This window comes from Curtobacterium sp. MCPF17_001 (assembly GCF_003234615.1).
Taxonomy (GTDB): Bacteria; Actinomycetota; Actinomycetes; order Actinomycetales; family Microbacteriaceae; genus Curtobacterium.
Window position 1 is genome coordinate 176,655 of sequence record NZ_QKSL01000004.1, and the last position, 23,655, is coordinate 200,309.

Below are 23,655 nucleotides of genomic sequence, written 5' to 3' on the forward strand. Positions count from 1 at the left end.
CGCCGAGGAGGGACTGCATGGTCCCCATCGTGCCTCCTCCTGACCGCACGCGTTCGACGGTACGGTCGGGACATGGCCCGCGCACGCGACCACGAACCCCCGGCCGCCCCCGCCACCGCAGCCGTGCTGCTGGGCGGCTTCGCGTTCCTGCAGGGGCTGATCCTGCCCGCAGAGGCCGTCGGTCGCCACCTCGCGATCGGCTTCCTCTTCGGCGGCCTGGGGCTCCTCTCGGCTTGGCGAGCGGTCACCATCGGCCGCGGCCGCCGACACCGTGGTGCCCGCCGGTGGGCGTGGGCCGCAGCCGTCCTCGGCGTGCTCGGCGTCGGCATGCTCGGCTACCAGGGTCTGGTCATCCTGACCGGCGGGGCGCTCCCGCCGCCGTTCTGGTGGCCGTACGCGCAACGCTGACGGTCCGTCACGCGGGCACGTCGGCCGACCGGGAGGCCCGTGCTCCGTCCGGTTCGATGCACCTGGAACGACCGGTACCGTTCCGCCGGAACGGGTGCAGGATGGCCGCATGGCAACGACGCCGAACCCCTCGACCCTGTTCCGACGGAAGCCGATCGACACCATCGACGACGACTCCGGGGGCGAGGGCGGCCTGAAGCGCCACCTCGGCCTCTGGCAGCTCACCGCGATCGGCATCGGCGGCATCATCGGCGCCGGGATCTTCACCCTCGCCGGTACGGTCGCGAACGGTGTCGCCGGACCCGCCGTCCTCATCTCGTTCCTCGTCGCCGGCGTCGCGAGTGCTGCGGCAGCGCTGTCGTACGCGGAGTTCGCCGGGCTCATCCCGAAGGCCGGCAGTGCGTACACGTACGGGTACGCGGTGCTCGGCGAGATCGTCGGCTGGTTCATCGGCTGGGACCTGCTGCTCGAGTACACGGCGATCGTGGCGGTGGTCGCGATCGGCATCTCCGGCTACGTCGGGTTCCTGGTCGGCCAGTTCGGCATCGACCTGCCCGCCTGGATGCTCGGCGCGCCCGGCACCGGCGACGGGCACGTCGTCGACGTCTTCGCGATCGCGCTCTGCCTGCTCACCGCGTTCGTCCTCACCCGGGGCATCCGGAGCGCCGCACGCTTCGAGTTCGTCGCGGTCGGGATCAAGGTCGCGCTCGTCGTCCTGATCGTCGTGCTCGGGGTGTTCCACATCGACAGCGCGAACTACTCGCCGTACTTCCCGTTCGGGTTCGGCGGGGTGATGACCGGCGCCGCGACCGTGTTCTTCGCCGTGTTCGGCTACGACGCGATGTCGACCGCTGCCGAGGAGTCCACCGACGCCCGCAAGCACATGCCGAAGGCGATCCTGCTGTCCCTCGGCATCTCGATGGTGCTCTACGTCCTCGCCACGCTCGTGCTGACCGGGATGCAGGACTACCAGGACATCGACCCGGCGTCCGGGTTCTCGTCGGCGTTCGCGTCGGTCGGGCTCGGCGGCGTCGCGAACGTCATCGCGATCGGTGCCATCGTCGGCATCGTCACCGTCCTGGTGACGTTCATGCTCGGTGCCTCGCGCGTCTGGTTCTCGATGAGCCGCGACGGGCTCATGCCGAAGTGGTTCGCGAAGACGGATCCGAAGCGGCACGTGCCGACCCGGGTCACCTGGATCCTCGGCATCGCGTCGGCCGTGCTGGCCGGGGTGCTGCCGATCGGGGTCGTCGCCGAACTGACCAACATCGGCATCCTGCTGGCGTTCGTCGTGGTCTGCACCGCGGTCATCGTGCTCCGCTACCGGCAGCCGGATCTCGACCGGGAGTTCCGGATGCCCTTCATGCCGATCGTGCCCGCCATCGGCGTGCTGGCGTCACTGTGGCTCGTCTCCTTCCTGCAGTGGGAGACGTGGGTGCGCTTCGCGGTGTGGTTCGCGATCGGGCTCGGCGTGTACTTCGGGTACTCGCGGAAGCACAGCAAGCTCGCCCAGCCCGCGGACCGCTGACCGCAGACCACTGCCCCCCGGACCACAGCGACCAGACCACAGCGACCCGACCATCCAGGGGGTGGTCGGGTCGCTGCGTGTGGCGGTGCGCGGTGTCAGTCGCGTCGGTGCTTGCCGAGCGAGGCCGTCGGCGCCGCCATCGGGTGGTTGCGGAACCAGCGCAGCAGTTCCCGCGCTCGGCTCGCATCGGCGCTGGCGTCGCCGGAGGTCAGGAACTCGTCGAACCCCTCGGGCGGCTCGACCTGCTCGTCGCGGTCGAACGCCATCGTCCACTCCGGGAACCGACGGGTGTGGATCGACTCCTCCACCAGCAGTCGGACCTCGTCATGGCGCGGATCGCCGACGATCCGGCTGTAGGTGGCGATGACGGCGTCGTGCGGACCCTCCAGCAGCTGCATGAACCGACCGGAGCGGTGCACGAGCATGCCGGTGAGACCGTCGGCGGTGTTCCGCTCGCGCGAGTAGTTCAGGACCTCGTCGAGGGCGGGGTCGTCGAACGGCTGGGTGGCCGAGCTCATGTAGACGAGTGACTGCAGCATGATGCTCCCGATGATGTCTCACCAAAGCGGATGCGAACCAGCCCCCGAACGGGCGTGACCTGATCCGGACGACGGCCCGGACAGCGCGGTGACCGCCTGCTACCCGGCCGCCAGCGCCGTGTACGGCACGACCTGGCCGTCCTCGGTGCACACGTGACGCTGCACCCCGGAATCCGTGATCGTCGTGTACTCGGGCGACCACCACGAGGCCGGGCCGTCCGCGACCTTCGGGAACGTGCCGCGTACGACGTCGCCGGTCTCCTCGGGTTCCCCGTCGACCTCGACCTCGTCGGCCTCGGGGTCGTCCGTCGTGCCGTAGTTCCGCAGCACGTCCCGGTCCCAGCTCATGAGCATGCCGGCGTAGGCCTGCCGGTCGTCGTCGTCGACCTGCACGCTGTAGGACGTCCGGTCGTCCGCCGCGTCCCGCGGGACGCCTCGGAACTCGATCGTGTACGAGTCGGCGGTCTCTGTCATCGAGACCGTTCCGCCGTCGGTCCCGAGCAGTTCGCAGGTCGCCTTGCCCGGCGTCCCGGCCGCACGCGTCGGCGTCGGCGTGCCCTCGGCGGTCTCCGTGTCCCCGCCGCCCGCGCAGCCGGTCAGTGCGACCGCGGCGAGCAGCGCCACGACGACCCCGGTCGCGCCCTGCTGGATGCTCTTCCTCGACATGTGTTCCCCCTCGTCTTCTGCGCCCCTCCGGCGCTCGTCCGACCGTACCAATGCCACCCGGACGACGAGCGTCGGCGGGGCCTGGCACGATGTCCCTGTGCCAGCAGCCCCGATGATCGACGCCGTCGACGTCATCCGCTTCGTCGGGCCGCAGACCTTCGGGCGGGCCCGCGACGTCGTGCGCGCCGGCCTGGTCGAGGACGCCACCTGGCACGAGGACGGCACGATCACCGCGACGGTCAGCGGGAGCGCCGACGACCCGTACGACGTGCAGGTCGAGACGACCATCGCCCGCGGCGAGTTCGTCCGTCCGGTCCGCAGTCGCTGCACCTGCCCGCTCGGCGGCGAGTGCAAGCACGTCGCCGCTGCACTCCTCACCATCAACGCCCGTGCCCTCGCCGCGCAGGCCGGCCCCCGCGCGCAGGCGCCCACCCCGCCGACCCCGGACTGGAGGCGCGACCTCGCCCGCCTCGCCGGTGACGACGACGAGACCACCCGCTCCGGCACCGTGCCTGCGAGTGGCGGGATGGGCCTCCAGTTCGAACTCCGCGACGCGGTGCCGGCCCGACTCGCCGGACGTGCCCGTGCTGCGGGCCGGACGATGCCCGTCGCCAGTCGGGCGGTGCGCCTCGGCGTGCGCCCGGTCAGCCGGAGTGCAGCGGGCAACTGGGTGCGCGGGCAGCTCACCTGGGGCGCGCTGCCCTACTCGATGAACCGGCTGGGACTCGAGCCGGACCAGCACGCGTGGTTCATGCAGTTCCAGGCGCTGCACCGGGCGGGTGTGCTCGCAGGACTGCCCGGGGAGAGCGACTGGATCCACCTCGACGACTTCCGCAGTCCGCTCCTCTGGCCGCTGCTGCGACAGGCTGAGCCGCTCGGCATCGCGTTCGTCACCGGCAAGCGGGAGGGCGGGGTCGACCTCGGCCTCGACGCCCGGGTCCTGCTCGACGCTGCCCGGACCGCCGAGGGGCTGCTGATCGGCGCGAGCGCGGTGATCGACGGGCGTCCGCTCGCCGAGGGCACCGCGCGGGTCGTCGGCGACCACGGCGTGTACGCGTTCCGCGAGTCGCCCGAGTTCCGCGTGACGCTCGCCCCGACCGCTGCACCCGTGCCGGAGGACCAACGGCGCATGCTCGTCGAGGCATCACGCATCACCGTCCCCGCGGACGAGGTCGACGAGTTCCTGGCCGACTGGTCGCCGAAGCTCCGCGGGTCCCTCGGACTCGTCAGCTCCGACGGGTCACTCGAGCTGCCGGAACGGACGCCACCGGAACTCGTGCTCACCGTGACGTTCGAGCCGGCCCGGGCGCCGCGAACCGACGACCGCGCACACCTGCAGTGGCGCTGGAGCGTCGACGGCCGGAAGGACCCGGTGTCCCTGCACGGGCCGCTGCCGGAGCTCGGCACCGTGCTCGCGGCGGACGACGAGACGGAGGCGTCCGAGCCTCCCGGGCCCGGCGGCAGACTCGAGTGGTTCCAGGACGGGACCATCGACGGGGCCGACGTCGCCGTGCTCGCCAACGAGCTGCTGCCCGCACTGCCCGCACTCGGCGTCCGCGTCGTCGTGCAGGGCGAGCGTGTCGACTACGAGCGCCTGACCGGGCGGCCGCACATCCGCGTCACGACGATGCCGTCGGACAAGCACGACTGGTTCGACCTCGGCATCTTCGTCAGCGTGAACGGCAAGGAGATCCCGTTCACGCCCCTGCTCCGGGCACTCGCCAAGCGCGACCGGCGGATGAAGCTCGTCGACAACTCGTACCTGTCGCTCGCCGACCCCGCGTTCGACCGGCTCAAGGAGGTCATCGAGGAAGCCCGCGAGCTCGACGAGTGGGAACCCGAGCAGCCGCTCACCGTGACGCCGTACCGGGCCGCGATCTGGTCGGAGTTCGACCAGCTCGCCGACGAGACCGAGCACGACGAGCGGTGGAAGGAGATCGCCGGGCGCCTGCTCGACGCGACCGCGCCGGCCGACGCCGTCGTGCCGGCGACCGTGCACGCCGACCTCCGGCCGTACCAACGCGACGGGTACGCGTGGCTGACGTTCCTGGTCGAACACGGCGTCGGCGGGGTGCTCGCCGACGACATGGGCCTGGGCAAGACGCTGCAGGCGCTCGCGATGATCGCCGACCGGCGGGGCGCCGACCCGGAGGCACCACCCTTCCTCGTCGTCGCGCCCACCTCCGTCGTCGGCAACTGGGCGGACGAAGCGGCGAAGTTCGTCCCGTCGCTGCGGGTCACCACGGTCGCCGGCACCTCGCTGAAGGACCCCGCGCGGGTCGCCCGGACCGCCGCCGCGTCGGACGTCGTCGTCACCTCCTACGCCCTGCTCCGGCTCGACGCACCCGCCTACCTCGACCTCAGCTGGTCGGCGCTGCTCCTCGACGAGGCGCAGTTCGTGAAGAACCCGCAGTCGCAGACCCACCGCGTGGCCGCCGAACTCCGCGCCCCCGTGAAGATCGCGATCACCGGCACGCCGCTCGAGAACGGGCTCGCCGACCTCTGGGCACTGTTCGCCGTCGTCGCCCCCGGGCTGCTGTCGTCATGGACGCGGTTCGGCGACGACTACGTCAAGCCGCTGGCCTCGCCCGAGCTCCGCGGAGCGGCCCGCAAGGAGCTGACCGACCGACTCCGGCGACGCATCCGACCGCTCATGCTCCGGCGGACGAAGGAGAGCGTCGCCGCGGACCTGCCCGAGAAGGTCGAACAGGTCGTCCGGGTCACCCTCGACCCTGCACACCGTGACCTCTACGAGAAGACGCTGAACCGGGAGCGGCTCAAGGTCCTGGACCTCGTCGACGACCTGGACCGCAACCGGATGATCGTCTTCCGCTCGCTGACCCTGCTGCGGATGCTCGCCCTCTCCCCCGCGCTCGTGTCGGACGACCACGGCGACGTGCCCAGCGCGAAGCTCGACCTGCTCCTCGACGAACTCGAGACCCTGGCGGCCGAGGGACGCCGGGCGCTGGTGTTCAGCCAGTTCACCTCGTTCCTCAAGATGGTCTCCGCCGCGCTCGACGAACGCGGGGTCGCGTACGAGTACCTCGACGGCTCCACCCGCCGCCGAGGAGTCGTCATCGACCGCTTCCGGGACGGCACCGCCCCGGCGTTCCTCATCTCGCTGAAGGCCGGCGGGTTCGGGCTCACCCTGACCGAGGCCGACACCGTGTTCGTCCTCGACCCGTGGTGGAACCCGGCCGCCGAGAACCAGGCCGTCGACCGGACGCACCGCATCGGGCAGACCCGGTCCGTGACCGTCGAGCGGCTCATCGCGGAGGACACCATCGAGGAGAAGGTCCTCGCGCTCGCGCAGCGGAAGGCGCAGTTGTTCGCCACGATGATCGACGACGACGCGCTGTTCGCCGAGGGGTTGAGCGCAGAGGACATCAGGTCGCTGCTGGCCTGACGCCCTGACAACGCGAGACGCCGCCGAACCTCCGAGACGCCGCGGACTTCGGCGGCGTCTCAGGGTTTCGGCGGCGTCTCGCGCGGGCGGCCGCGCCGCGCGGGTCAGGCGGCCAGGCCGTCGATCCGGGCGATCTCGTCGGCGCTGAGTTCGAGGGTCGCGCCGGCGGCGTTCGACCGGATGCGATCCGGGTTCGACGACTTCGGGATGACGACGAACTGGTGGGCGACGTGCCAGGCGACGATGACCTGTGCGGCATCGGCGTCGTGGGCCTCGGCGATCTCCACGAGCGTCGGGTCCTGCAGGTTGCTCGCCTTGAACGGGCTGTAGCCCTCGAGCACCACACCACGGTCCCGGAGCCCGTCCGCCACCGTGCGGTCGAACTCGACCGGGCTCCAGCGGATCTGGTTCACGGCCGGCGTCGCACCCGTCGCCTGGATCAGCTCGTCGATCTGCTCGAGCGAGTAGTTGCTCACACCGATCGCCTTCGTCAGCCCCGCTTGCTGCGCCTCGACGAGCTGCTGCCACACGTCGGGACGTGCCTCGCCGTTCGGCGGCCAGTGGATGAGCCACAGGTCCAGGTGGTCGAGGCCGAGCTGGTCCAGGCTCTCCTCGATGGTCTCGCGGACGCGGTCGGCGTTGTCCGGCGGCAGCTTCGTCGTGATGAACAGGTCCTCGCGGGGAAGGCCCGAGTCGGCAATGGCCTTGCCGACGCCGCGCTGGTTGCCGTAGCCGGTGGCGGTGTCGATGTGGCGGTAGCCGGCCTCGAGGGCGGCGGCCACCGCGGCGGGAGCGTCAGGCTCCTCGATCTGCCAGGTGCCGAAGCCGAGGAGCGGCATCGAGCCTCCGGTGACGGGCACGGACGGTTGTGCGTAGTCGGTCATGGCTCCTGCCTACGCGGACTGCGGCGCGTGCGTCCCAGGGTGTCGGCGGCCTCCGCCAGGATCGTCGGGTCCCCCGAGCACCACCAGGAGCACCACCGAACATGACGTCCCGCCGACGCCGCACCCGCGCCACCATCAAGTCCTCGATCGTCACGCTCGTCCTCGCGATGGGCGTGTGGGCGCTGTTCTCGTCAGGAGTGCTCTCCACCGGAGCGGACGCGACGACGAGCGCCGGCAGCACCACCACCGACACGGGCGCCCCCGGCACCACCCCACGTCCCACCGTGACCACATCGGCGCAGACGCCCGCGACGACGGGGCCGAGCCGGACCTCCAGTCTGTCGGCCGATGCTGCCCGCACGATGCTCGCCGCCCTCCCGGTGAAGGGGAAGGCGCCCGCGACCGGCTACGACCGGGAGGCCGACTTCGGCACCCCCTGGCTCGACGTCGACCACAACGGCTGCGACACCCGGAACGACGTCCTGGCGCGGGACCTGACCGACATCGTCCGCCAGGGGCCCTGCAAGGTACTGTCCGGCGACCTCGTCTCGCCCTACACGGGCGGCGAGGTCGCGTTCGTGCGGGGGAACACGACCTCGACCCTCGTGCAGATCGACCACGTCGTCGCGCTCGAGAACGCCTGGCGCACCGGAGCGCAGCAGCTCACCCAGGCCGATCGGCAGGCGCTGGCGAACGACCCCGAGAACCTGTTCGCGGTCGACGGGCACTCGAACTCGCAGAAGCGCTCCGCCGACGCCGCGACCTGGCTGCCCGCGGCCAAGGACTTCCGCTGCGAGTACGTCGAGCACCAGATCACGGTCAAGGCGAAGTACCGGCTCTGGGTCGTGCCGGCCGAGCGGGACGCGATGGAGCGAGTCCTCACCAGCTGCTGAGCCACCGAGCACACCGCTCGCAGTCAGACAACACCTGTAGCGTAACTCTCGTCCGGCGGACGCCGCCGGACCGGACTCGCCGCTCAGCGCCGCGCCGTGACACGCACGCTCCCCGGACCCCGAGCCCTTCATCGTCGAAGACCGCAGGAGGCATCCACCACATGACCGACACCAGCTCCACCAGCACCATCACCCGCTTCGCCGACCGCGTCGTCCTCATCACCGGCGGCGGCTCCGGCCTCGGCCGCGCGACCGCCGTCCGCCTGGCCACCGAGGGCGCGAAGCTCGCGCTCGTCGACGTCTCCGAGCAGGGCCTCGAGGCCACGAAGTCCGCCGTGCTCGACGCCGCTCCCGACGCCGAGGTCCTCACCACCATCGCCGACGTGTCCGACGAGGCCCAGGTCGAGGCGTACGTCGCCGCCACGGTCGAGCGCTTCGGCCGCATCGACGGCTTCTTCAACAACGCCGGCATCGAGGGCAAGCAGAACCTCACCGAGTCGTTCACCGCCGCCGAGTTCGACAAGGTCGTCTCGATCAACCTCCGCGGCGTGTTCCTGGGCCTCGAGAAGGTCCTCGCCGTGATGCGCGAGCAGGGCTCCGGCATGGTCGTCAACACCGCCAGCGTCGGTGGCATCCGCGGCGTCGGCAACCAGTCCGGCTACGCGGCCGCAAAGCACGGCGTCGTCGGCCTGACCCGCAACTCCGCCGTCGAGTACGGCGAGTTCGGCATCCGCATCAACGCGATCGCACCGGGCGCCATCTGGACACCGATGGTCGAGAACTCGATGAAGCAGATCGACCCGGAGAACCCGCGCAAGGCCGCGGAGGAGTTCATCCAGATCAACCCCACCAAGCGCTACGGCGAGGCACCCGAGATCGCCGCGGTCGTCGCCTTCCTGCTCTCGGACGACGCGTCCTACATCAACGCCGCCGTCGTCCCGATCGACGGCGGGCAGTCCGCCAAGTACTGACCCTCGCGGTCCGTGCCACCGGGGCGCGCCTTCCTGACGGGAGGCGCGCCCCACCTGTTCCGCCCGTCCTGCGTGGCAGCATGGCCGGTGACACGACCGTGGAGGGGAACGCGATGAGCGCCAACGGAACGACAGGGTCCAGCTTCGGGCCCGGAGCCGAGAACACCGGACCCGACGCCGCCGGCGACCTGCGGCGACGCATGGGCGAGTCGGCGGAGGGCTTCCTCGGCAGCGCGGCCTGGGTTCCGTGGAAGGCCGCCGGCACCAGCGGTGAGCCCGAGGACGGCAGTGTGGCGCACGTCGTCCTGCGCGACCGTCCGTTCGTGCCGGTCTTCACCGATCCCACCCAGCTGGCCACGAGCCTCCCGGGCCTGGAAGCACGCGCGATGCCGATGGCCGAACTCGTCACCGCGCTGCCCGAGGAGTTCGGGATCGTCGTCGACCCGACCAGCGCCGAAGCGGCGAACTTCCTGCAGGCCGACGTCGTCGCCGGACTGCGCGCGGGCATCGGCAGCGTGCCGACCGAGGCCGACGAGGACTGACGATGTCCGCCTCCCTGACGCTCCCGCAGGCGTACGCGCTGCTGCTCCTGCGCCCGGACGGCAAGCTCGCGACCACGGGCCAGACGTTCGACCCCGGAGCCGCGGGTGCAGTGCTCGGCGACCTGGCGCTCCGCGGAGTGCTGCAGTTCGACGGACGCAAGGTGATCCCGGCGAAGTCCGCTCCCGTCGGCGACCCGGTGATCGACGGGGTGAAGGAACAGATCGACCTCTCGCCGGCGCCGCGACGGCCGTCGTCCTGGGTCTCGCGGAACGCGAACGGTGCGCTCCGGGAGGCCGTGCTCGCCGGGCTCGTCGACCGCGGGCTCGTGACGCGGCAGGAGCACCGGGTCCTCGGGATCTTCCCTTCGGCCCGCTGGCCGGAGCGGGACGGTGGGCCGACGAAGCTCCTGCGCGGGGAGATCGGTGACGTCCTGCACCTCGGCGTCGCGCCCTCGCCGTTCGCGGTCGCGCTCATCGGGCTGCTCAACGCCACGGGGACGCTACGCGGGCAGTTCGGCAAGGTCGACCGACAGCGCGTCAAGGCGCTGACGGACGGGGACTGGGTCGCGGGCGCTGTGAAGTCCGTGGTGCAGAGCCGGCAGACTGCGGCGACGGCCGGGGGCGGTGCTGCGGGAGGCTGAGCGACCATCTCGAGCTGAGGGCTTTGGCGCCCTACCGCGTCACTCCCGCGGCGCCACCAACTCGATGAACCGCGACAACAGCGCCAGCCCCGGGATCGACGGCGGCAGTGCTGTCGTCAACGCCGGCGAGTGCACCAGGTACGCCGCCCACTTCGCCCGCGACAGCGCCACGTTCAGCCGGTTCGGCATGAGCAGGAAGTCGAGCCCGCGTGGGATGTCCGCCGCGGAGGACGCGGCCAGCGAGGTGATCGAGACCACGGCCTCCCGGCCCTGGAACAGGTCGACGGTCCCGACCTGCGTGCCGGTGTGGCCGGCCAGGTCGAGAGCGTCCCGGATGACCGCACCCTGCGCGTTGTAAGGCGCGACCACGATGACGTCCTCGTCGGTCAGCTGGCGCGTGCCGCGGTCGTCGGTCCAGGTGCGCCCGACGACGTCAGCGACGAGGGCGACGACCTGCACTGCTTCCGCCGGCGACGAGGTCGTGTTCCCCGAGTGAACAACCGGCACCGGGTGCACGCCGGGCTCGATCCCGTCGAGGGACCGCCCGGACACCATCGACGCGAGCTGCCCGTCGTAGGACAACCCCGACACCGCCGCGGTCAGGGCCGGTTCCATCCGCCGGGTCTGCGCCAGGAAGTACCCGAACTCCGGCGGCAGCACGTGCTCGCCGTCGGCCAGCCAGCCGAGCGCGGACTCGTCGACCGGCTCGGGGTGCGAGCCCTGCGACACCTGCGGTAGCTGCTGCGGGTCGCCGAGGAGCAGCAGGCGTGTGGCCGCGATGGCGGAGGCGATCGTCGGCGCGAGGGAGAACTGGCCCGCTTCGTCGACGACGAGCAGGTCCAGGGAGTGCCGGGCGATGGTCGACTCGTTCGCGAAGGTCCACGCCGTCCCGCCGACGACTCCCCCGGTGCCGGTGTCGGCGCAGGACTGCAGGAACGCCGCGATCGCCGCGCCGTTCTTCACGGGTGTCCACTCGGCGGCCTCGATCTCATCGGGGTCGGCGCCGCTCTTCGGCTGCTTCACCACCCGGTCTGCGGGGACGCCGGCGGCGATGACCGCGGCGAGGAAGTTCTCGCTCGTCGCGTGCGACTGCCCGACGACGCCGACCCGCCACCCGTGCTCGCGGACGAGCTTCGCGACGACGTTCGACCCGACGTACGTCTTGCCCGTGCCGGGAGGCCCCTGGATCGCCAGGTACGACCGGTCCAGTCCGAGCAGGGTCGCCACCACGGCGCCCACCGTGTCGTCCCCCACGACCGGTACGAGGGGCCCGCGAGGCGGCACCCGACGCAGCAGGTCGAGCGCCGGGTCGGGCAGCATCTCGGGGAGCGCGTCGAGCACCTCGGCGCCCCACTCGGCGATGGCCTCGGGCTGCGGCTTCGCCCGCGGGGGCGACGACGGCGCGAGGGCGACCGGGAACCCGGTGTGCGGCTCGCCACCGCCGACGGGAAGTCGTTCGAGGACGAGCACCTCGGTGGCGTCGCCGTTGTCCCACACCTCCAGGATGGTGGCGCGGTCGGTCGCGCCCTTCGAGCCGGGGCCCGGGGCGGCGATGGACGCCGGAAGTGGGTCGTCGTACACGAGGTGGGGCGAGCCTCCCGCCCGGAGCCTGGAGCCGGGCGCGAGCGTCCCCGACAACCGGATCTCCCGCGACTGTGAGCGGGCGCGCGGCAATGTCGCCCAGTCCCGCTCGACGGAGGCGCGTTCGACGACGAGCACGTCGCGGGTGTCAGCCCACTCGTCGACCGGGTTCCGCAGCCGGTCGAAGTGGTCCTGCCAGAACGTCTTCGCCTCGCGGCGGTGGTAGTCGATGGCGGCCGCGGCGAGCGCCAGCGCGGTCTGGTCCGGTGTGCGGTCGAGGGCGTCGACGTCCGCCGTCTCGGCGGCGAGCGCGACGTACACCGGGTTCGGCTCGCGCTCGACGGGGATGGGCGGCAGGCCCTCCAGCTCGGTCGTCGTCGTGGCGTCGGGCGCGTGCTCAGCGCGCAGGCCCAGCAGCCAGTCGCGGAGGCGCAGCGTCGACCGGCAGTCGTAGGCGTTGTAGTCGGCGACCTGGTCGAGCTGCCGCTGCCCCTCGACCGCGTCGCCGGTCCGGAGTTCGGTGATCGCCTCGACGTAGGCGGTGATGCTGTCGGCCGCGTTCGTCACGTCGCTGAGCCGCAGGTCGTCGCCCATGTACAGCGGCTCGAGCTTCTTGATCGAGTAGCTGCGACTGCCGACGACCAGCGCCTTCCGCACGATCGGGTACAGGTCGACGAGGACGCCGGCACGCAGCAGGTCGTCGACCGCGTCCTCCCCCACCCCGTGCCGGGCTGCGAGGGACAGCAGGTGGGTCCGCTCGTACGCGGCGTAGTGGTAGATGTGCATGTCCGGGTACCGGTCCCGGCGGTCCGCGATGTACGCCAGGAAGTCCACGAGCGCCTGTCGCTCGTCGCGGATGGTGTGCGCCCAGAACGCCCGGAACTCGGCCCGGTCGTCGACCAGTCCGAACAGGTAGTCGAGGCCCCAGTGCACGCCGTCCTCGGTGTGCAGCGGATCGCCCTCGAAGTCGAAGAAGACGTCGCCGGGGTCCGGTGCTGGGATCGCGTCGAGGGCGCGTGGGTCGAGGACGTCGAAGGCGGGCCCTGCTTGTCCGGCTTGTCCGGCTTGTCCGGCTTGTCGCTCCGTCTCGATCTGGAGGCTCGCCTGCCGCACCAGACGATCCAGCGTCGTCTTCGACATGGTCGCCACCGGTGCGGTCCGGACCGCCAGGTCGTCGATCGACCGCACACCCTGCCGGATGAGCTTCGTCCGCTGGTCCAGGCGCATGCCGGCGACGAGGACCAGGTCGCGGTGTCGCTGCACCTCCTGCTGGCAGGCGGAGCACCGCCCACAGCTGGAGTAGCGGGGGTCGCCCCACTGCATCGGCTCGTCGGCGGCCAGCCGGTCGGCGATCACCCGGATCAGCTCCGCCCGCTGCGTGCGGTACACCGGGACGATGTCGGCCAGCTCGTGCGTGGTCGTCGTGCGGTCGCCGAGGACGAGGTGCACCTGCTGCCCGGTCGGGATGCCGTGCGCGCGCATCTGCTCGGCGTAGGCGGCGAGCTGCAGCAGGGCGCTGATCTTGGCGTGGCGGGCGAGCTTGGTGTCGTAGACCTCGTACTCGCCGCGGTCGTTGCGGATGATGAAGTCCGCGAAGCCGATGAAGCCCGTGCCGTCCGCCGACGCGGGGACGTGGAACGTCGGTTGGTACAGGACGTCGGCGCCGTCCCGCATGGCCTGGAGCGCTGCGGCTGCCGCCTCCCGGTACTGCGGCGGGGCCGGGCGGTCGAACTCCACGACGTCGTGGGTTTCCTTGAGGATCTCGAGGTAGTCGAGCTCGTGCTGGTCCCCCAGGCGGGCCGTCCGGTCGAGCATGTCGTCGTGCTCGTCGGGCAGGGGTTCGCCGCGGCCGAGCTTGGCGTCGAGGCGGCGGAGGAACGCCCACTCGCAGGTCGCCCACGTGGTGAGGTCGCTGGGGCTGAGCAGGGCTCGTCCGTCCTCGGTGATCTGCACTGCGCTCCCTGCTGTCGATGTCCGTCCAGGGTAGGGGCGGGCACCGACGTCACTGGCGCGTGCAGCAGCCTCCCGTACGGTTGCCACATGGAACCCGGGGACTCCAGCACCACACTGCTGCGGAAGAACGCCAACCTGCTCATCGACCATGGTGCGAAGGACCAGTCCGTCGCGGCAGAGCTGGGCCTGCTCGTGCCTGGGCGGAAGGGCACGGAGGGGATCGGCGGCAAGCTCGTCCTCACCTCGACCGCGCTGTTCTTCGAGGGGCACGCGGTGAACCGCGTCCGCCCGCAGTTCGGCTTCCCCTTGCGCGAGATCGCTTCACTCAGCGACGTGTCACGAGGCCTGTCGCGGCAGCTCCGGGTCGAACTGCGGAGCGGTGTGCACGGGCGCTTCGTGGTGTGGGGCGTCCCGCGGCTCATCGCGGCGGTCGAGGAGGCCCGCGCCGCGCTCTGAGCCGAGGTTGCCGTCGCGCCGTCACGACTACGAATCCAGGCGCACGAACCTCGGTCCGTCGTACCCGTCACGCGACACATGCGCGGTGAAGTCCGCGAGGCCTCGCACCCAGTGCCCGTGCTCGCCGTACAGCGCCTGGTACACGACGACCGGCTCCTCGGTCTCGACGTCCCGTGCCAGGAGCACAACCTGGTACTCCCCGCCCTTGAAGTGCCGGTACCGCCCAGGGGTCACGTCATCGCTCATCCTCCCGATGGTACGGAGACGACAGCCAACCGTGCGCCGCCGTTCCCGGTACGGTGTCCGTCGAAGGGGGAACGATGAGCGACAGCATCAACCAGTGGGGCGGAAGCGCGACCAAGGCGGAGGTGGCGCCGCAGATCGTCGTGCGCCGGCCGCTGTTCCCCGGGGTGATCTTCCTGGCCCTCGGCGTGATCGGCCTGGTGATCGGGGTTCCGGGGCTCGTCTTCCAGCTCATCGCGGGCTCGGACGACAGCCCCGCGTTCGGCATCTTCATCGTCCTCGGAGCGGGGTCCTTGCTGCTTGGCCTGGCTCTCGCCGCCGGGCGGATCAACGTCTACGACCGGCACTACGACGTGAAGTCCGGCTTCGGGAAGTTCCGACGCCGCGAAGTCGAGGACATCCACACGCTCCGTCTCGGCAAGCAGTCGAACGGCAGTGTGACGTTCATCAGCCTCACCGCCTGGAACGAGCAGCGGAAGAAGCAGTTCATGGTCTTCACGAACTACCGCGGCTACCGCGAGTTCACCGCATGGCTGGACAAGCGCCGCCCCGAGCAGTGGGCGGAGTGCGAGCGGCTGGGCGTTGCGGACTAGTCACACCGCTCAACACCCTTGGTCCAGCGGGCCACGCGACGTAGTGTCCAGACCATGACTGTCGCCCTCTCACTCGCGATCGTCGCCGGCGTCCTCGCCGTCGCGACGGTCCTCGGTCTGCTGCTCGGCAGCCGCACCGGCCGAGCGCGCGTGGTCACATCCCGAGGCAGCGATGCGACGACAGTTGCCGACCTCGCCGACCGGGAGGCGTTCGGCACCGCCGCAACGCTCCTCCAGTTCTCGACGCCCACGTGCGCACGCTGCCCCGCCACCGCGAGGCAACTCGACGCCGTCGCCGCGTCGAAGTCAACGACGGCCGGGGGCCCGGCCCGAGTCCGCCGACTCGAGATCGACCTCGCCGAACGCCCGGAGCTCGCGCGGCGCTTCGACGTGATGCAGACCCCGACCGTGCTCCTCGTGGACGGAACACAGACCGTCCGTGCCCGCTTCGGTGGACCGCCCCGCCAGCCCGAACTCATCGCCGCGCTCGACGCCGTCCTCACCGAGGAGCACCCATGACCACCAGCCCTGCACCCTCCCGAGGGATCGACCCCCGTTCGCCCCGCTTCGGCGCCGCGATCACGACGGTCCTCCTCGCGCTCGACATCGTCCTCACCCTCCACGACAGCACGCGGACGATCGGCATCGTCCTGCTCGCCGTCATCGCCGCGCTCTTCGCCTGGGGAGGCTTCGCCGGCATCGCCCGCCACCCGTACGGCGCGCTGTTCCGCCGCCTGGTGCGCCCGCGACTCGGCCCGCCCGCCGAACTCGAGGCACCCGAGCCCCCGACCTTCGCCCAGCGCGTCGGGCTCGTCGTGACCGGTGTCGCACTCGTCCTGGCACTGATCGGCGTCCCCTACGCCGCTCCGGTCGGCGCTGCCGTCGCCCTGGTCGCCGCGTTCCTCAACGCGGCGTTCGACGTCTGCATCGGGTGCCTGATGTACGTCTGGCTCGTGCGCGTCGGCGTCTTCCGCGGCCGCAGCAGCATCGCGTAGCACCGGGTCCGGCGTCGGAAGCTCCCCCCACGGCAGCTTCCGACGCCGACTCCAGCGCAACCAGTCAGCGCCCGCCGACCGCCCGCTCCGACATCGCCACGAGGTCGTCCGCCCGCAGCTCCGGCCACCCGTGCAGCACGGCTCGCCACTCTTCAGGCAGCGCCGCAGCCCCGTACAGCGCACCTGCGAGGCCACCGGCGATCGCCGCGACCGTGTCCGTGTCGTTGCCCGACCGGACTGCTCGGACGAGGGCGTCCTCGAGCGAGGTCGACGACCGCACCGCCGCGTAGGCCGCGTGCAGCGCCGACACGACCCACCCGTTCGTCGCGGTGAAGGCCACCGGCTCCGCGTGCTCCGCGGCGACGAGTCGTTCCGTCCACGTCCGTCGGGCCGCCGGTGCGAGCAGGTTCAGCCCCCGTAGGACGTCGAGCTCGCCGTGCAACACCGCGTGCCGGATCGCGACGCACCACAACACACACGCGTCCCCCGCGTCCGCTTCGTAGTGGGTCAGGTCGCTGACGGCGCGGGCAGCCGAGGCGAGCCGCTCCTCCTCACCGGCGTCGCCGCGCAGGTACGCGAGGACGAGCGGCACCGTCCGCATCAGCGACCCGTTGCCGGCCGACCGGCCGGTCGACTCGTGAACCCGCCGGGCAGCGAGCCGACTGGCGGCGGCGGTGTGGGCCTCTCCCCACGAGCTCGGCCGCCACGTCGCTCCGCAAGCTCCGCGACGCGTCGGAACCGGCTCGCGTGGGCCCAGTCCGGCCAGGACCTCTCGGGTCTGGATGCCGACGTCGGGTGCGTCCAGCGCCCACTTCGCCCAGGCGGTGACCAAGCTGTCGAGGGTGGCTTCCGCAGCCGGGTCGTCGCCTCGGGCGACGGCCTGGAGGATCGGCACGGCCATGCTCGTGTCGTCCGTCCACTCCCCTGGTTGCCACCCGAGGGAGCCGCCACCCTGCATCAGGATCGGCGTCGGTTCCGGGACGGGCGGCCCGAACTCGTAGCCGGCGCCGAGGGCGTCACCGGCGGCGGAGCCGAGGACGGCGCCGACGGCGCGGTCGAGGATCGTGGTGTGCTCGGTCATGGCGAGACCTCCGGATGCAGGTTAGCGCAGATCCGCGCTAACCCGATCCTGCACCGGCCTGGCGATTAGCGCAAGTACGCGTAAACTCCTGGCTGTGGCTGACACCGAGTATCGCGACCCGAACGGCAAGCGTCTGGCGGACTACCCGCACCCCTCCGTTGCGGTCGACACCGCGGTCATGACCGTCGTCGACGGCGAGCTGTCGGTGCTGCAGGTCCGTGACGCCGTCGACGGTGACTGGCGGCTGCCGGGGACGTTCGTGCACGAGGGCGAACGCCTCGCGGACTCGGTGCTGCGGTCCCTGCGCGAGAAGGCCGGCGTCGAGGGACTCGCGCCACGGCAGCTCCACGTGTTCGACGACCCGGCGCGGGACTCCCGGGGGTGGGTGCTGTCGGTGGCGCACCTCGACGTCGTGCCTGCCGCTGCCCTGACGATCGACTCCGGGCGGGCGCGCCTGGTGCCCGTCGCGGCAGCGGGGACGATGGTGCACGCGCACGACGACATCCTCGAGTACGCGGTGGCACAGCTGCGGGAGGACCACCGTGACCGGCCGGACCCGCACGGGTTGCTCGCGGAGCCGTTCACGATGACGGAGCTGCGGCGGTTGCACGAGGTGGTGCTCGGGGTGGAGTTGCAGCCGGACACCTTCCGGAGGGCGATGGTGGTGCGGCTGGTGGTGGCCGAGGGGAAGCGGGCGGAGGGGCCGGGGAAGCCGGCGGGGTTGTACCGGCGGGGGTGAGAGCGACAGCAGCGTGTCGCTCGTCGCGGTAGCCCTGCTCGCGCACCCGTGCCCCCAGAGGTACTGAGCGAGCCGATCGACGACACCGCGGCAGGGTCACGGGGAGATCGTCGCGCCCGAATGGCGGAAGTGCTGGCCTGATGTTCTGGATTTGAGTATGGTGTTGCACGCCCCGCCCCGTGCCCGTCCCAACGAACTCGAAAGGAGGGAACATGCAGAACAACGAGAGCGCCAACATGCTCCAGAGCTTCACGCTGGACGACAGGGTTGCAGAACTCGACGTCGTGGACGACCTGTGGTACTTCGTCGTCGGAAGCGGCGGCGCCGTGATCGTCGGCAGCGGTAAGGGCTGATCACCAGTCCGGGGATCGGGGCGGGGCCCCACCGTTTCCCGACAGCAACACGAGGACAAACCATGGCTGAGCCACGCTGGAGCGTCGGCATCAACTTTGATTCGAAGTGCAACGCACGATGCGCACACTGCTGCGTCAGCAGTTCTCCGAACGCGACGGCCAACCTCGACGACGACCTTGTCGACAACATCGTCGACGAGCTCCTCCGCGAGCCCAATGTGCGCGAGATCGGCCTCACCGGCGGTGAGCCCCTCATCCGGCGGGCTCGGACGATGTCGATCATCGCCCGGATCACCGCCAGCGGACGAGTGGCCTCGTGCGTGACCAACGGCTTCTGGGGGGTCACACGCCGAGCCGCAGACCGAGTCCTGGCCGAGTTCGAGGATGCCGGACTGCGGGAGCTCACGCTGAGCTACGACGACTTCCACTCGCCCTACGTCAAACCGGAGCGGATCAGGAACATCCTCGATGCCTCGCACGACAGACGTATCAAGGTCGTCCTCAACATGTGCGTGAGTCGGTCAAAGGACTCTCGCGCACTGCTGGCAGAACTCGGTGACAGCGTTCACGGCATCCAGATCACCCAGTTCCCCGTCGTTCCTGCCGGCGAGGCACGGTCGCTACCCGAGTCCGATTTCCACCGCCGGCCGATCACCCGGGGCATGCTGCACTGCCCGGGGAATCAGGTGATCTTCCACAACGACGGCAACGTGTACCCATGCTGTTCGCCGCCGATCTTCGACACGAGGATGACACTCGGCCGGGCAGGTGCGCAGTCGTTCGAGCAAGTGGTCGACACGTTCGAGCGCAATGCCCTGCTCGGGATCATGCAGCGGGAGGGGTTCCAGTGGTTCATCGACGCGATACGGCGGGTCGCACCGGACGCACCCGCCGCCACGGTCACCGAAGTGGTCTCGGCCTGCGAACTGTGCTCGATCGTCTTCAGGGACGAGGAATCGATCGCCCTCATCAGGCCACAGGTCGACGCGTACTGGGCAGCTGTCGATGCGGCCTGATCAGGTCTACGCCGATGATCGATGCGAACTCCGCATCTCTGGCGGACACGCGGTGGTCTTCGATCGCCTGGAGCGTACCTACTACCGCGCCCCCGTCGACTCGTTGCCCGAGTCGATACGGACCGCCGCGCGAATCCGGCGGTCGTCTGCTCCGACTTGGGCTGCGTGGAGCACCGTCGGAACGCTCCCGGCACTCCTCGCAGTCAATGCCATGCTCCTGCCGACGAGCACGACGCCGGCGGACTCGTCAGCAGCGATCGCAGCGGCCGTCTACCTGGTGTTCTCCGTCCTCATCCACGAAGGAGCACACATCCTCGTGCTCCGTGGATTCGGCCGCTCGGTCGATCGTGTCGGGTTCAAACTCAACTACCGGGTCTTCCCGGCGTTCTACGTCCGGATGAACCAGAGCCTGCTCCTGAGCAGACAGGAACAGGTCATCGTCCATGCTGCCGGCATCTTGGCGAACCTCGCCACCAACGCCCTCCTGCTGGTCGGGAACACCTGGGCCGTCCGGTCCTCAGGCATCGAAGTCGCGGCACACCTGGTCTTCATCGCGGTGGCCTGGAACGTCGTACCGGTCTTGAACTCCGACGGTTACCGGGTGCTCCTCGCCCTAGCCGGCGTCGACGCTGCACGCACTCTCCTGGCGAACCCCCCGTGGCTGATCGGCTTCAAGGTCGCGGGCGTCGTCTTCATCGTCTTCGTGGTCATCCGCACCGCCCTCACACTGACAAGGAACCTCATTGCCTGACCTCCTGACGATCCAAGGCTTGACCGTGCGGTTTGGCCGTCGAACCGCCGTCGACGACCTCTCACTGACGATCGAGGACCGGGGCCGCGTGATTGGGCTGTTCGGTCAGAACGGGGCTGGCAAGAGCACACTCATACGGTCGATGTGTGGAGTGATCAACAGGTACCGCGGAGTGATTTCGCTCCACGGCGGCTCCATCGCCTACCTCCCCGACGCACCATTCCTCTACGGACACCTCCGACTCGATCAGTGCGTCGCACTCGCACGCCAGCTGTGGTCGGACTTCGATGCCGACGTCGCTCGGAGGATCTTCGCCGAGCTCGGTCTTCCCGATGACCTCAGGGTCAGCCAGGCATCCAAGGGGATGTCGGAGCAGATCCACCTCGGCCTCGTCCTGAGTCGGCGCTGCCATATGTACGTGTTCGACGAACCGCTCGCCGCTGTCGACCCATGGACACGGGACCGCTTGGTGCAACTGATCGGAGAGCACCGCTTGCCAGGATCCACTGCGCTCATATCGACGCACCTCGTGGCAGGACTGGAAGACCTCTTCGACGAAGCGATCGTCGTGCACGACGGTGCGCTCGTCCTGCACGAAGACGTCCATGCGATCGCTGCACGCGGCGGTCTGGAAGCACGAGTCAAGGAAGTGATCTCCGCTGATGCTCTGGCGCGTTGAGTTCCGCAAGCACCTGCCGGTGTTCGTCGCCGCGTACCTCGCCACGACGGTGACCGGCGTTGCCGCCGTGGTCGCACCCGACATCGTCACCCTGGACGTCATCCGAGCACTGTGCACCTTGTTGTGTTGGAGCGCGACGACTGTCTACTCAGCCGTCGTGGTGTTCGCGTTCCTCGTTCTCGGGCGTGACCAGCTGTTCCAGATCAGCACCAGAAGTCGTTGGCAGCTCGTCGGACTCAAACTGGGCGTCCTCGCGGTGTTGCTCACGGTCCAGCACCTCCTGACGGTCGGTCTGCAGCTGCAGAGCCTCCTCGAACCCGCAGGAGCAGACGCGGCAGGCGTGATCGGGTACGCGACGCTGGCGAAGGTCGTTTCGATCGCGGCGTTCCTGCTCTCGGTGACCTTCCTTGCAACGCTGTCGAAAGTGCTCCGTGGTCGAGGAGTTTCGACTTCGTTCTTCGCCGTCGGCCTGCTCGTCGTCATCGGCGTGCAGGCCGTCTTGCTCTGGCGGATCGGGGCGCCGAACACGCAAGAGTTCTTCATCGGCGTCGGGGGGCAGCTGTTCACGGTCAACCTCTACGCGAACATCCTGCCGCTGACCCTCACTGGTCCGAGCGGTGGCTTCCTGCCGCCGATCTCGGGTTTGTCGGTCGTCTTGAACCTGATCGCCGCGATCGTGTTCGCCGCTGCATGGGCTGTCCTCGCGAAAGTTCGTAGGTTCGACTTCCTGCCGATGTGAAGTCGATGTCGTCACCTCGAGGTCGTGCCGGCTGTCTCCCTGTCGATCGACGAAGAGCGGGCGCGCCTGGTGCCCGTCGCCTCAGCAGGGGCGATGGTGCAAGCGCACGACGACATCCTCGAGTACGCGGTGGTGCAGCTACGGGAGGACCATTCACGAAGACCGAGCTGCGACGGTTGCGCGAAGTGGTGCTCGGGCGGAGTTGCAGCCGGACACGTTCTGGAGGGCGATCGTGGGGCGGCTAGTGGCCGCGGAGGGCAACCGGGCGAAGGGGCCCGGGACGCCGGCAGGGCTGTACCGGGTGGGGTGAGGGGCAGCGCTGCGCGAGCCGTGACCGCGGCACTGCGCCCGTGCCCAGCTAGCAGCCGCGCTCCCGCTTTCGCTCGGCGCCCGCCTTTGCTCCCGGACTCGTTCACCGCGAAACGGGCTCGACTCTCGCTCGTGATGAGGTTCAGTAGCCGACTGCGGCAACGAGCGTCTGGAGACGTTGCAGGCGCTCGCACGGCGCAGTCCTCGGACTACCGGACTACCTGATCCCGACGACGTGGTCGTCGGGATCAGGTAGTCCGGTAGGACGCCCTCTGTGATCGCGGCCACCCTGGAGGCTCGGCGCCGCTCCGCCCTGTCGGTCTCCGTCGCGTGCAACCCCGACTCGGCCGCGGAGCGGGAGGCAGACATCGCCATCGATGTCGTCGTCGGCCCCGAGTTCATCGCCGGCTCGACCGGCCTGAAAGCGGGCTCCGCGCAGAAGCTCGTGTCGATAATGCTCACCGCTCGCGATGGTGCGCAGCCACAAGACGTGCGGCAACCGCACGGTCGACGTGCGCGCGACGAACGCGAAGCTCGTCGCCCGGGCGTTCTCGCTCGTGCAGGACGTCACCGGCGCTGCCTCCGCCGAGGTCCAAGCCGCGCTCGACGCCTCGGACGGCGAATAGTCAAGACCGCCATCGCCGTGATCCTGACCGGCGCCTCCGCTGCCGACGTGCGTTCTCGCCTCGATGCTGCTGCCGGCTCGTTGCGCGCCGTGCTGTAGACCCCGTTTCCCCTTTCGTTTCCCCTCCGGCGAGGAGCACAGCAATGCCCGATGCCCAGCAACTCGCCCAGCAGATCCTCGACGCCGTCGGCGGTTCCGCGAACATCGCCGACGTCGAGAACTGCATGACCCGCCTGCGGGTCGAGGTCGTGTCCGACTTGTCGGTCGCGCTCGAGAACCTCAACGCCACCGACGGCGGGATAGCAGTTGACGGGTCGGCGCGTTCAACGCCATCGACTCGGCGCGACGCGGGCCGCTCGGTGAGGGGCTGCGTCGAGCAGCACCGGACGATGGCGCCGCTGTTCCAGGCGCTCGAACTCGTCGATGCAGGCGTGGAGGATGTGTACGCCGGAGATCCTGCGCTGACCGACCACTCGTGGTCACGGCTGGGCTCGTTCGTCCGCCATGACCTCGTCGTCCTCGATCCGACTGCAGCACCCGTCGTGCACCCGTCGGTCATCGAGGCGCTGCGATCCCCGATCGGAACCGTCCTGATGCTGCCGAACCTATGATCCGGCTGGAGCACTCGCGGGAGCGGTTCGCCGGGCTTCAGCTGCCCGAGATCGCCGGGCAGCCGAGGCCTGCGGGTTCGGAGACCGTTCAGCTGGCGTCGGCGGGGAGGTACTGCGGGGAGGTGGCGATCACGTCGCGGGACCTACCCAGTGACGATCGTGTTGTGGTCCTTGTGCGGTGCCGTGGAAGGTCTCTCGATCCATACCAATAGCCGGAACCTGACGATGCCGATGGTCTAACGTCGGCCCACAGGGCCCGGAGGGCGATGGTGCCGGGAGCATGTCTACCGGTAATCGCTCTGCGCCAGGGCTGGGCTGGTCCTCGCTGCGCGATTCCGCAGATCTTGTGAGACACCCCGTCTTGGGGGCGAGCGTCCACTTTCATGAGTGGACGTCAATCCATAATCTGATTCCAACTGCTCATCTTCTCGAACACGGAGTCGACATGTCCGG

The 23,655-nt window shown here is 70.1% G+C and carries 26 protein-coding genes and 1 pseudogene; 21 read left to right on the top strand and 6 right to left on the bottom strand.

The genetic code is table 11. The features are described 5' to 3' along the window. Positions 1-72: 72 nt before the first annotated feature. Complete coding sequence (locus tag DEJ24_RS05845; protein ID WP_111077689.1) at positions 73-408, top strand: hypothetical protein; 336 nt, start codon at positions 73-75, stop codon at positions 406-408. Positions 409-517: 109 nt separating this feature from the next. Beyond that, positions 518-1,936: an amino acid permease gene (locus DEJ24_RS05850; protein ID WP_111077690.1), complete on the top strand. Its 1,419-nt coding sequence runs from the start codon at positions 518-520 to the stop codon at positions 1,934-1,936. A gap of 95 nt (positions 1,937-2,031) precedes the next feature. On the opposite strand, the gene DEJ24_RS05855 is transcribed toward DEJ24_RS05850, so the two are convergent. Beyond that, positions 2,032-2,475 (bottom strand): BLUF domain-containing protein, encoded by a 444-nt coding sequence (locus tag DEJ24_RS05855; protein ID WP_220034464.1) that lies wholly within the window; start codon positions 2,473-2,475, stop codon positions 2,032-2,034. 99 nt (positions 2,476-2,574) lie between these two features. Beyond that, positions 2,575-3,141, bottom strand: a complete 567-nt coding sequence (locus DEJ24_RS05860; RefSeq protein WP_111194697.1) for a hypothetical protein — start codon at positions 3,139-3,141, stop codon at positions 2,575-2,577. Between the two features lie 97 nt (positions 3,142-3,238). Between DEJ24_RS05860 and DEJ24_RS05865 the strand changes: the two genes are divergently transcribed. Then, positions 3,239-6,547 (top strand): DEAD/DEAH box helicase, encoded by a 3,309-nt coding sequence (locus DEJ24_RS05865; RefSeq protein ID WP_181436533.1) that lies wholly within the window; start codon positions 3,239-3,241, stop codon positions 6,545-6,547. Between the two features lie 104 nt (positions 6,548-6,651). Here DEJ24_RS05865 and DEJ24_RS05870 read toward each other — a convergent pair whose 3' ends face one another. Beyond that, positions 6,652-7,431 (bottom strand): aldo/keto reductase, encoded by a 780-nt coding sequence (locus DEJ24_RS05870; protein WP_220036700.1) that lies wholly within the window; start codon positions 7,429-7,431, stop codon positions 6,652-6,654. A gap of 101 nt (positions 7,432-7,532) precedes the next feature. Here DEJ24_RS05870 and DEJ24_RS05875 point away from each other — a divergent pair, with 101 nt between their 5' ends. From DEJ24_RS05875 to DEJ24_RS05890, 4 genes are all read left to right on the top strand, one after another. Then, on the top strand, positions 7,533-8,324 hold the full coding sequence (locus DEJ24_RS05875; protein ID WP_111077693.1) for an HNH endonuclease family protein: 792 nt from the start codon (positions 7,533-7,535) through the stop codon (positions 8,322-8,324). 161 nt (positions 8,325-8,485) lie between these two features. Further along, positions 8,486-9,295, top strand: coding sequence for a glucose 1-dehydrogenase (locus DEJ24_RS05880; protein WP_111077694.1), 810 nt, complete (start codon positions 8,486-8,488; stop codon positions 9,293-9,295). A gap of 113 nt (positions 9,296-9,408) precedes the next feature. Next, the gene (locus DEJ24_RS05885; protein WP_181436534.1) at positions 9,409-9,837 is read left to right on the top strand and encodes an SseB family protein; all 429 of its coding nucleotides are present in this window, start codon (positions 9,409-9,411) and stop codon (positions 9,835-9,837) included. 2 nt (positions 9,838-9,839) lie between these two features. Continuing rightward, positions 9,840-10,478 (top strand): GPP34 family phosphoprotein, encoded by a 639-nt coding sequence (locus DEJ24_RS05890; protein ID WP_111077696.1) that lies wholly within the window; start codon positions 9,840-9,842, stop codon positions 10,476-10,478. Between the two features lie 39 nt (positions 10,479-10,517). Here DEJ24_RS05890 and DEJ24_RS05895 read toward each other — a convergent pair whose 3' ends face one another. Further along, the gene (locus DEJ24_RS05895; protein WP_258374737.1) at positions 10,518-14,012 is read right to left on the bottom strand and encodes a TM0106 family RecB-like putative nuclease; all 3,495 of its coding nucleotides are present in this window, start codon (positions 14,010-14,012) and stop codon (positions 10,518-10,520) included. 87 nt (positions 14,013-14,099) lie between these two features. Here DEJ24_RS05895 and DEJ24_RS05900 point away from each other — a divergent pair, with 87 nt between their 5' ends. Then, positions 14,100-14,468 carry a hypothetical protein gene (locus DEJ24_RS05900; RefSeq protein WP_146245939.1) on the top strand — a complete coding sequence of 123 codons (369 nt, stop codon included), beginning with the start codon at positions 14,100-14,102 and terminating at the stop codon, positions 14,466-14,468. Positions 14,469-14,495: 27 nt separating this feature from the next. Here the strand turns inward: DEJ24_RS05900 and DEJ24_RS05905 are convergent, their stop codons facing one another. Beyond that, positions 14,496-14,714 carry a DUF1653 domain-containing protein gene (locus DEJ24_RS05905; protein WP_181436535.1) on the bottom strand — a complete coding sequence of 73 codons (219 nt, stop codon included), beginning with the start codon at positions 14,712-14,714 and terminating at the stop codon, positions 14,496-14,498. Positions 14,715-14,788: 74 nt separating this feature from the next. On the opposite strand from DEJ24_RS05905, the gene DEJ24_RS05910 reads away from it, so the two are divergent. From DEJ24_RS05910 to DEJ24_RS05920, 3 genes are read left to right on the top strand one after another with little or no spacing between them, the layout of a single operon-like run. Then, entirely contained in the window at positions 14,789-15,304 is a 516-nt protein-coding gene (locus DEJ24_RS05910; RefSeq protein WP_111077699.1) for a hypothetical protein, read from the top strand. Between the two features lie 54 nt (positions 15,305-15,358). Beyond that, positions 15,359-15,823 carry a co-chaperone YbbN gene (locus DEJ24_RS05915; protein WP_111077700.1) on the top strand — a complete coding sequence of 155 codons (465 nt, stop codon included), beginning with the start codon at positions 15,359-15,361 and terminating at the stop codon, positions 15,821-15,823. Next, complete coding sequence (locus DEJ24_RS05920; RefSeq protein WP_111077701.1) at positions 15,820-16,299, top strand: DUF4395 domain-containing protein; 480 nt, start codon at positions 15,820-15,822, stop codon at positions 16,297-16,299. Before DEJ24_RS05915 ends, DEJ24_RS05920 begins: the two co-directional genes overlap by 4 nt. Before the next feature lie 64 nt (positions 16,300-16,363). Here the strand turns inward: DEJ24_RS05920 and DEJ24_RS05925 are convergent, their stop codons facing one another. Then, positions 16,364-17,380, bottom strand: a complete 1,017-nt coding sequence (locus DEJ24_RS05925) for an ADP-ribosylglycohydrolase family protein (protein ID WP_111077702.1) — start codon at positions 17,378-17,380, stop codon at positions 16,364-16,366. Between the two features lie 94 nt (positions 17,381-17,474). Between DEJ24_RS05925 and DEJ24_RS16815 the strand changes: the two genes are divergently transcribed. The 10 genes and pseudogenes from DEJ24_RS16815 to DEJ24_RS17375 all read left to right on the top strand — a co-directional run bounded on the left by DEJ24_RS16815 (position 17,475) and on the right by DEJ24_RS17375 (position 23,414). Continuing rightward, complete coding sequence (locus tag DEJ24_RS16815) at positions 17,475-18,119, top strand: NUDIX domain-containing protein (protein ID WP_258374738.1); 645 nt, start codon at positions 17,475-17,477, stop codon at positions 18,117-18,119. Between the two features lie 212 nt (positions 18,120-18,331). Further along, positions 18,332-18,472 (top strand): YydF family exported signaling peptide, encoded by a 141-nt coding sequence (locus DEJ24_RS05935; protein ID WP_110905174.1) that lies wholly within the window; start codon positions 18,332-18,334, stop codon positions 18,470-18,472. A 62-nt stretch (positions 18,473-18,534) separates the two neighbouring features. Further along, positions 18,535-19,488, top strand: coding sequence for a YydG family radical SAM peptide epimerase (locus tag DEJ24_RS05940; protein WP_111077703.1), 954 nt, complete (start codon positions 18,535-18,537; stop codon positions 19,486-19,488). Between the two features lie 211 nt (positions 19,489-19,699). Next, complete coding sequence (locus tag DEJ24_RS05945) at positions 19,700-20,239, top strand: site-2 protease family protein (protein WP_111077704.1); 540 nt, start codon at positions 19,700-19,702, stop codon at positions 20,237-20,239. Next, positions 20,232-20,918, top strand: a complete 687-nt coding sequence (locus DEJ24_RS05950) for an ABC transporter ATP-binding protein (protein ID WP_111077705.1) — start codon at positions 20,232-20,234, stop codon at positions 20,916-20,918. The genes DEJ24_RS05945 and DEJ24_RS05950 overlap by 8 nt, the downstream gene beginning before the upstream one ends. Continuing rightward, positions 20,902-21,657, top strand: coding sequence for a hypothetical protein (locus DEJ24_RS05955; RefSeq protein ID WP_111077706.1), 756 nt, complete (start codon positions 20,902-20,904; stop codon positions 21,655-21,657). The genes DEJ24_RS05950 and DEJ24_RS05955 overlap by 17 nt, the downstream gene beginning before the upstream one ends. A 577-nt stretch (positions 21,658-22,234) precedes the next feature. Beyond that, positions 22,235-22,393, top strand: a pseudogene (locus tag DEJ24_RS17370) (N-acetylmuramic acid 6-phosphate etherase); the annotation flags it as partial. A 43-nt stretch (positions 22,394-22,436) separates the two neighbouring features. After that, a complete protein-coding gene (locus tag DEJ24_RS17180) occupies positions 22,437-22,592 on the top strand; it encodes a hypothetical protein (RefSeq protein ID WP_258374739.1) in 156 nt (51 codons plus the stop codon). A 142-nt stretch (positions 22,593-22,734) separates the two neighbouring features. Then, positions 22,735-23,202, top strand: a complete 468-nt coding sequence (locus DEJ24_RS16820) for a PTS transporter subunit EIIB (RefSeq protein ID WP_181436536.1) — start codon at positions 22,735-22,737, stop codon at positions 23,200-23,202. Continuing rightward, positions 23,199-23,414, top strand: a complete 216-nt coding sequence (locus tag DEJ24_RS17375; protein WP_111077708.1) for a hypothetical protein — start codon at positions 23,199-23,201, stop codon at positions 23,412-23,414. The genes DEJ24_RS16820 and DEJ24_RS17375 overlap by 4 nt, the downstream gene beginning before the upstream one ends. The last annotated feature ends 241 nt before the right edge of the window (positions 23,415-23,655 follow it).

Coding starts and splice junctions, on each gene's coding strand:
- DEJ24_RS05955 (WP_111077706.1), top strand. CDS start 20,902: ATGCTCTGGCGCGTTGAGTTCCGCAAGCACCTGCCGGTGTTCGTCGCC.
- DEJ24_RS05860 (WP_111194697.1), bottom strand. CDS start 3,141: ATGTCGAGGAAGAGCATCCAGCAGGGCGCGACCGGGGTCGTCGTGGCG.
- DEJ24_RS05920 (WP_111077701.1), top strand. CDS start 15,820: ATGACCACCAGCCCTGCACCCTCCCGAGGGATCGACCCCCGTTCGCCC.
- DEJ24_RS05875 (WP_111077693.1), top strand. CDS start 7,533: ATGACGTCCCGCCGACGCCGCACCCGCGCCACCATCAAGTCCTCGATC.
- DEJ24_RS05885 (WP_181436534.1), top strand. CDS start 9,409: ATGAGCGCCAACGGAACGACAGGGTCCAGCTTCGGGCCCGGAGCCGAG.
- DEJ24_RS16820 (WP_181436536.1), top strand. CDS start 22,735: ATGCCCGATGCCCAGCAACTCGCCCAGCAGATCCTCGACGCCGTCGGC.
- DEJ24_RS05850 (WP_111077690.1), top strand. CDS start 518: ATGGCAACGACGCCGAACCCCTCGACCCTGTTCCGACGGAAGCCGATC.
- DEJ24_RS05925 (WP_111077702.1), bottom strand. CDS start 17,380: ATGACCGAGCACACCACGATCCTCGACCGCGCCGTCGGCGCCGTCCTC.
- DEJ24_RS05935 (WP_110905174.1), top strand. CDS start 18,332: ATGCAGAACAACGAGAGCGCCAACATGCTCCAGAGCTTCACGCTGGAC.
- DEJ24_RS05940 (WP_111077703.1), top strand. CDS start 18,535: ATGGCTGAGCCACGCTGGAGCGTCGGCATCAACTTTGATTCGAAGTGC.
- DEJ24_RS17180 (WP_258374739.1), top strand. CDS start 22,437: ATGGTGCGCAGCCACAAGACGTGCGGCAACCGCACGGTCGACGTGCGC.
- DEJ24_RS05910 (WP_111077699.1), top strand. CDS start 14,789: ATGAGCGACAGCATCAACCAGTGGGGCGGAAGCGCGACCAAGGCGGAG.
- DEJ24_RS05870 (WP_220036700.1), bottom strand. CDS start 7,431: ATGACCGACTACGCACAACCGTCCGTGCCCGTCACCGGAGGCTCGATG.
- DEJ24_RS05880 (WP_111077694.1), top strand. CDS start 8,486: ATGACCGACACCAGCTCCACCAGCACCATCACCCGCTTCGCCGACCGC.
- DEJ24_RS05945 (WP_111077704.1), top strand. CDS start 19,700: ATGCTCCTGCCGACGAGCACGACGCCGGCGGACTCGTCAGCAGCGATC.
- DEJ24_RS05855 (WP_220034464.1), bottom strand. CDS start 2,475: ATGCTGCAGTCACTCGTCTACATGAGCTCGGCCACCCAGCCGTTCGAC.
- DEJ24_RS05915 (WP_111077700.1), top strand. CDS start 15,359: ATGACTGTCGCCCTCTCACTCGCGATCGTCGCCGGCGTCCTCGCCGTC.
- DEJ24_RS17375 (WP_111077708.1), top strand. CDS start 23,199: ATGATCCGGCTGGAGCACTCGCGGGAGCGGTTCGCCGGGCTTCAGCTG.
- DEJ24_RS05890 (WP_111077696.1), top strand. CDS start 9,840: ATGTCCGCCTCCCTGACGCTCCCGCAGGCGTACGCGCTGCTGCTCCTG.
- DEJ24_RS05900 (WP_146245939.1), top strand. CDS start 14,100: ATGGAACCCGGGGACTCCAGCACCACACTGCTGCGGAAGAACGCCAAC.
- DEJ24_RS05845 (WP_111077689.1), top strand. CDS start 73: ATGGCCCGCGCACGCGACCACGAACCCCCGGCCGCCCCCGCCACCGCA.
- DEJ24_RS05905 (WP_181436535.1), bottom strand. CDS start 14,714: ATGAGCGATGACGTGACCCCTGGGCGGTACCGGCACTTCAAGGGCGGG.